This window comes from Staphylococcus sp. HMSC065D05, from assembly GCF_001813195.1.
GTDB lineage: Bacteria > Bacillota > Bacilli > Staphylococcales > Staphylococcaceae > Staphylococcus > Staphylococcus epidermidis.
In genome coordinates this window covers 1-5,962 of record NZ_KV811727.1, presented here as the reverse complement: position 1 = coordinate 5,962, position 5,962 = coordinate 1, and the positions used below count along the sequence as shown (strand labels likewise).

Sequence of the window (5,962 nt, the reverse complement as noted above, 5' to 3'; positions counted from 1 at the left end):
TTTATTAAGTTCCCGTTTAAGGGGGTCAGTACCGTTTTGAGTGTAAGTCTTTATTTGATCTCAATTTAATTTATTAGAAAGACATCTAAAAAGAACCAAATAACCATCACAATCATTATTAGACCTTGAGCAACTGTACTCGCTAAAAATGCAATCACTGAGCCAAAACTCACCTTTATAGCTTGTTGAAAGTTAAATCCTTGAACCAATTCAACAATGAACACAGCAACAAAAGGAATAATGATAATACCAAAGGGAGGAAAAACGAAACACCCTACAATCACACCTATGAGCGCTGTGTATTCACCTATTTTACTTCCTCCAAAACGATTGACGAAATATTTATTCATCACAAAATCGGCTACTAATATCATAATGGTAAAGATGATCATTGCAACATAAAAAATCCACGATAATCTTCCATCATGAAAACCAAATTGATAAATTAAAAACCCAATCCATAGCATTAAAAGTGATGGTATCACCGGTTTAATTAAACCAATAAATGCTAATGCAAAGGCTATAATAATTAAAATCCATAATATCGCTGTCATCTCTATCTACTCCACATCTTCTATTGTAATTTTTTGATCTTTCGTAAACAAGATGAGTATCATCCCTACGAAGATAGAACTTGCTGAGACAAAGAATACATTTTCCAAACCAACCCAATGACTCATCACACCACCTAGCAAATTACCACCAAGTTGTCCTATTACCATGGCATTGGCAAAAAGTGTTGATGCATAACCAGGAAAATCAGGAAGAATATCTTGAAAATAACTAATCCCAAGACCTAGTAATATTGCTAGAAAGATGGCTAAACATATTTGCCCAACAAGCATCATATGAAAATTTTTAAATACACCAATACTAAAGTAAAATGCGCCACCAAATACAGAGCCAATGATCAATAAAGTTCGAGTTGGCAATTTAGCTGATAATATACCTAAAATAACCATAAACGGCACTTCTAAACCCGCACATAAACTTGCTAAATAGCCTACATACCTTTCTTTTTCATTTAAATAATCTGTCACAAAAAGTGGCATATTCATCGTATACATCCATTGCCCAATATGAAGTAATATAAACGCTATAAATGGAATAAATAATGATTTATCTTTAAACATATTTGGTGCAATTTTCTCAATATGCTGTTGTTCAGAAATTTGATTTTTCACCGGTAAATTTTTATAAAAAAACACTTGTAAAATTAAAGTAAATAAAATAATAGCTATTGTGCCACCAAATAATCCAGAATAACCTTTTAACTCAATAAGTTGCGCACCTATAAATGGCCCAAATAAAAAACCAAGTGAAAATATTGAACGTAAAACAGTATTAGCAAACTTAGCACGATCACGTGAACTTGAAGCATTGATTGATTCCCTGGCAGAGGCATACAATTGTGGCATTGCTGGTGCAAATAAACCTTGAAACAGCGCATATAGCACGATGAACAACCATATTTGATGAACGTAGAAATAAATTGAAAAGCTCACTGCCCCCATAAACAAAGCAGTGATGATTAGAATCTTTCTATTAAGGTGATGTGTATCAGAAAACCTTGCAATAATGGAATTGACTATAAACTGACTTATCGCAGCAAGTGCAAGTAGCAGTCCATATTGTGTCGTCGTCATCCCCAAATCTTTTGTAGCAAATAAAATTAAATAAGGTACAGTCACTGCTATTCCCATACCTAGTAACAACATATTGACCACAAACAATTTATAATTCTTTATTTGCAATAATGCTGTAAACATCTTCTCGACCTCTATCCTATTTTTAGATTGCAGTTACACAACAAAATTTAGCCTCAATTACCTAATAAAGTTCAACATTAAATTTACGAATGCGTCTACTTGAGGAAGTTGTAGCATACTTGCGTCATAACTCATGTATGTTGACCGAATAAGCGGCTTTTTATCAATAGTGACTTTTTCAAATTCAAACATGTTCTTGTCGATATTTTTTATCATAATTTTTGGTAGTATTGTTACCCCTACACCACTAAGCAACATTTCTTTACATGTGGCAACTTGATCAACTGTGATCGTCGCGTGATAATCATGTCCCAAATGATTGTTATACCATTGTTTAATTTGATTAATATAAATTGGATCTGCTTGAAATTCAATAAAAGGCAGTTTAGTTACATCTTCCTTACGATCCTTAGGATATATAAAATAATGCTCATCGTTAAATAAATGTGTATTCGATAAATTCATTACTTTATTTCCACGTGTAATCATCACATGGTAGTCTCGATGATGCGCTTTTATTTGTTCAGTAGATCCTACTTGAACCTGAATCTCCACATTAGGAAATTGCGAATTATAAAGACTCAATACTTCAGGAAGTAATGTTTGTCCAATAAGCGAAGAGCAACCGATTGAAATTGTACCGTTCACTTCACCGATATGTGCTTGTATTTTATCAAAAAATAAACGCTCACGTTTGAGCATATCACGCGCATGTTCAATAATCATTGAACCTTCAGTCGTAGTAATGAGCTGTTTTTTTGTACGAATAAAAATCTCAACTCCAAATGCTGCCTCAATTGCTTTTAAACGTTGAGTAACTGCAGGTTGAGATATATATAGAATTTCTGCTGCTTTGCGCAAAGTTTTTGTCTCATCTAAAGTAATGAGCAAACGATAATCATCTATTTTCATAGCGTCCCCCTACATATGTTTATACTTTAATCTTAGTGAAACGACTTAACTTACCATCATCGATAAATTGATTAAAATAGTTAATGTCGTCGGTGTGATTTCTTTTTAGCTTTATAGGGACGTTTATGTTTCATTTTCTGTGCTTTATGATTGATTTTATGATAACAACGCATAACCTTATCTTGTATTTCTGAAAAATTATCTTCTATTTCAATCATTAATTGATGGGCGATAATATAAGCCTCATGATATTGTTTCTTTGAAATTTGTTTATTTTGTAGTGCGTACATTAAATCATCTTCATCTACAAGTTCATACTCACCATTAGGTAGAACGAGAACGTCTAAACATAAATCGATGGTACGTGCATTTCCTTTTTGAGTAATGTTCTTTATATTAATGTCAAAATAATATTCTAATGGATTACCTTTATTATCAAACATGACAGTTATACTATACCGCTTCTTATCCGGTAGTATCTGTAACCATTTATAATTGTCATCTGCAACTATTATGTTTTGTCCAACTACCGTCACCTCTAAAGGCTCACGAACCTTTTTCATCGTGACCAAGCCTATAATACCTTTAAATCTATTATTATTAACTTTAACCTCTGTATATTCTCTCTCTACCAGGCGACGCCAGTGACGTTTGTCTATATATTTTACTTTCACAGTCACCAACTCCTTGCTTTTATTATATTAAACTAGGGTGTCAATGTCATCTTAAGTCTCAGATAAATGCTGTTTACATAAATGTTCTTATTAAATCATTAAGACTATTCTACTATAAATAGATGTATTTTACTTAAAATAGATAGAAATACTAGGTTTTATCACATGAATATTGAAATTAAAAAAACAAATGTGAACATAAAAATAAGCAACGAGTGACAGAGTCATAAACACTGTTACTCGTTGCTTGATAAAATACCTATTTTATATAATGGTAAAACAATCATTAAAATTCTATTGCGCTTGATGTTGTTTTTTCTTAATAGTTAAGTACTTTAACCCTAATGCAAATAAACCATAACCTAAAATGCCTTGCATTAATGTTTTGCACAAAGATTTCTTCGTCGTTAAGCGATCAGAAATAAATGTACTTACTAAATAAAGAAAAAACACTTTGACATATCTTGGATTCATTTTCATTATATGACCTTCTTTAAAACTATACTTGAACACTTAAACGAGGAATAAATGTTTCAAAATGAACATGATTCATATCATAATTTAATTCTTTAAGGGAATTTATAATTGAATGTAAGAAATTCGTACCACCGCAAATATAAATTTCAGGTTGTTCACTTAAATATTGTTCTAATTCTTTAGCTTCTAAATAACCTTCTTTATCTTTCACGTGTAAATGTAACTGTGCTTGCTCATGATTAGCTGTAATACTATCAAGTTTTTGAGCAAATGGTCGTTCATCTTCTGTTACAACCGCTTGAATCATTTGAGTTGGAACGTTTAATGAAGCAACTTTTTTAAACATTGAAACTAATGGTGTCATACCTACGCCAGAACCAATAAACAATTGCGGTCTTTCAGTATTTTCTATTGAAAAACCACCAACAGGAGCAGATAGATTAATCATGTCACCTTCTGATATTTCATCATGTAAAATTGTTGAAACTTCACCTTCATGTTCAGTAGTCACATCACGTTTCACACCAAATATTAAGTGATTTTCATCTCCATCTATGATTGAATAATGACGTTTAGCTCTATATGGTAACTTTTCACTAGAAACATCTACGGTAATGTATTGACCCGGTTCGAATTGACTTAAATCATATTCGTCAGATTCAACTGTGAAAGATTTGATGTCACTTGTTTCTTGTGTAATGTTTGTGATTTTAAATGGTTTAAAACCTTTCCATAACATATGGTTGTATATTTCTTGCTCTAATTTGATAAATACATCTGCAATTTCTCCATATGCTTTTGCCCACGTTTGAATTATTGGGTCGTCACTTTCTAACCCTGTCACATCTTGAATTGCAGCAAGTAAATTTTCACCTACAATTGGATAATGTTCGGGATAAACTTGTAAAGCACAGTGCTTATGTGCCACAGGCATAATTGCTGGCTTAATTGCACCTAAATTATTAATGTTCATTGCTGCAGCTAGTACTGCTTGTGCTAATGCAGCAGATTGCATACCTTTCTTTTGGTTTGTTTGGTTAAACATATTTAATAATTCTGGGTTAGCCTCAAACATCTTTGGATAAAAAATTGAAGTAATCTCAGTTCCTTTATCTTGTAATAATGGTACAGTTTGTTTAATAATATCTTGCTCTTTTTCAGTTAGCATGATTCATTCCTCCCTCATTTCTAATTATGATAGTTATTATGCTATTTTTCAAAGTATAAATTTATGAATTGTAAACTTTTTATTATTATTTGAATATTTTATGAAGTTTATCTTTATGATTGATTCAATTTTTTACTTTTCATTTATACTAAATATTAAGGAGGAGTTTTTATGATTAAAAAAGAAGATATTGTTGCAGATGTTGTAACAGATTTTCCTAAAAGTGCAGATATATTTAGAAATGCCGGAATAGATTTTTGTTGTGGCGGGCAAGAGAGTATCGCTTCAGCTGTCAATCATAAACCAAATATTGACTTAAATTCCTTGTTAAATAAGTTGAATCATATTGATAATACAGAAGGTAACAGTACTATTAATCCTAAATTTTTAAATGTTGAATCTCTTATACAATATATACAATCAGCTTATCACGAAACGCTTAAAGAAGAATTTAAGAACCTTACACCTTACGTGACTAAATTGGCAAAAGTACATAGTCCTAGTCACCCATACTTATTAAAATTACAAGACTTATATCGCGAGTTTCGTGATAGTATGTTGGATCATATACGTAAAGAAGATGAGGAGGACTTTCCTAAACTCATTCAATATAGTCAAGGACAAGATGTACAAAATATTAAAATCATATTAGAAGATTTAATTAATGACCACGAAGATACTGGACAATTATTAAAGGTTATGAATCAACTAACCTCTGATTATCAAGCACCAGAAGAAGCATGTGGAACATGGAAGCTTGTTTACCAAAGATTACAAAATATCGAACATCAAACACACCAACATGTACATCTTGAAAACCATGTGTTATTTAAAAAGGTAAGTTAATTAATTAAGACTTAGGCTTCATTTAATTAACTGCGTGCACATGTCAAAATTCAAATTGAATTCGTTGCCACACGTCCAGAAGCCCGAACCCCAACTTGCTTTGCTTGTTGAATTTC

7 protein-coding genes are annotated in these 5,962 nt (G+C 31.7%); 1 reads left to right on the top strand and 6 read right to left on the bottom strand.

Going from position 1 to position 5,962, the window contains the following annotated elements:
- Nucleotides 1–65: 65 nt before the first annotated feature.
- The 6 genes from HMPREF2897_RS01555 to HMPREF2897_RS01530 all read right to left on the bottom strand — a co-directional run bounded on the left by HMPREF2897_RS01555 (nucleotide 66) and on the right by HMPREF2897_RS01530 (nucleotide 5,000).
- On the bottom strand, nucleotides 66–554 hold the full coding sequence (locus HMPREF2897_RS01555; protein WP_002445860.1) for a DUF456 domain-containing protein: 489 nt from the start codon (nucleotides 552–554) through the stop codon (nucleotides 66–68).
- 6 nt (nucleotides 555–560) lie between these two features.
- The gene (locus HMPREF2897_RS01550; RefSeq protein ID WP_070592488.1) at nucleotides 561–1,769 is read right to left on the bottom strand and encodes a sugar efflux transporter; all 1,209 of its coding nucleotides are present in this window, start codon (nucleotides 1,767–1,769) and stop codon (nucleotides 561–563) included.
- 57 nt (nucleotides 1,770–1,826) lie between these two features.
- Nucleotides 1,827–2,681 (bottom strand): LysR family transcriptional regulator, encoded by an 855-nt coding sequence (locus tag HMPREF2897_RS01545; RefSeq protein ID WP_002445859.1) that lies wholly within the window; start codon nucleotides 2,679–2,681, stop codon nucleotides 1,827–1,829.
- Between the two features lie 80 nt (nucleotides 2,682–2,761).
- Nucleotides 2,762–3,355 carry a ribonuclease FAU-1 family protein gene (locus HMPREF2897_RS01540; protein WP_002475896.1) on the bottom strand — a complete coding sequence of 198 codons (594 nt, stop codon included), beginning with the start codon at nucleotides 3,353–3,355 and terminating at the stop codon, nucleotides 2,762–2,764.
- Nucleotides 3,356–3,649: 294 nt separating this feature from the next.
- Entirely contained in the window at nucleotides 3,650–3,835 is a 186-nt protein-coding gene (locus HMPREF2897_RS01535) for a hypothetical protein (protein WP_002457527.1), read from the bottom strand.
- Nucleotides 3,836–3,854: 19 nt separating this feature from the next.
- The gene (locus HMPREF2897_RS01530; RefSeq protein ID WP_070592487.1) at nucleotides 3,855–5,000 is read right to left on the bottom strand and encodes a globin domain-containing protein; all 1,146 of its coding nucleotides are present in this window, start codon (nucleotides 4,998–5,000) and stop codon (nucleotides 3,855–3,857) included.
- A 171-nt stretch (nucleotides 5,001–5,171) separates the two neighbouring features.
- On the opposite strand from HMPREF2897_RS01530, the gene scdA reads away from it, so the two are divergent.
- Nucleotides 5,172–5,846: an iron-sulfur cluster repair di-iron protein ScdA gene (scdA, locus tag HMPREF2897_RS01525; protein ID WP_002505657.1), complete on the top strand. Its 675-nt coding sequence runs from the start codon at nucleotides 5,172–5,174 to the stop codon at nucleotides 5,844–5,846.
- The last annotated feature ends 116 nt before the right edge of the window (nucleotides 5,847–5,962 follow it).

What these genes read in the sequence shown, in the direction of transcription:
- scdA (WP_002505657.1), top strand. Translation starts at nt 5,172, where the DNA reads ATGATTAAAAAAGAAGATATTGTTGCAGATGTTGTAACAGATTTTCCT.
- HMPREF2897_RS01530 (WP_070592487.1), bottom strand. Translation starts at nt 5,000, where the DNA reads ATGCTAACTGAAAAAGAGCAAGATATTATTAAACAAACTGTACCATTA.
- HMPREF2897_RS01555 (WP_002445860.1), bottom strand. Translation starts at nt 554, where the DNA reads ATGACAGCGATATTATGGATTTTAATTATTATAGCCTTTGCATTAGCA.
- HMPREF2897_RS01550 (WP_070592488.1), bottom strand. Translation starts at nt 1,769, where the DNA reads ATGTTTACAGCATTATTGCAAATAAAGAATTATAAATTGTTTGTGGTC.
- HMPREF2897_RS01535 (WP_002457527.1), bottom strand. Translation starts at nt 3,835, where the DNA reads ATGAAAATGAATCCAAGATATGTCAAAGTGTTTTTTCTTTATTTAGTA.
- HMPREF2897_RS01545 (WP_002445859.1), bottom strand. Translation starts at nt 2,681, where the DNA reads ATGAAAATAGATGATTATCGTTTGCTCATTACTTTAGATGAGACAAAA.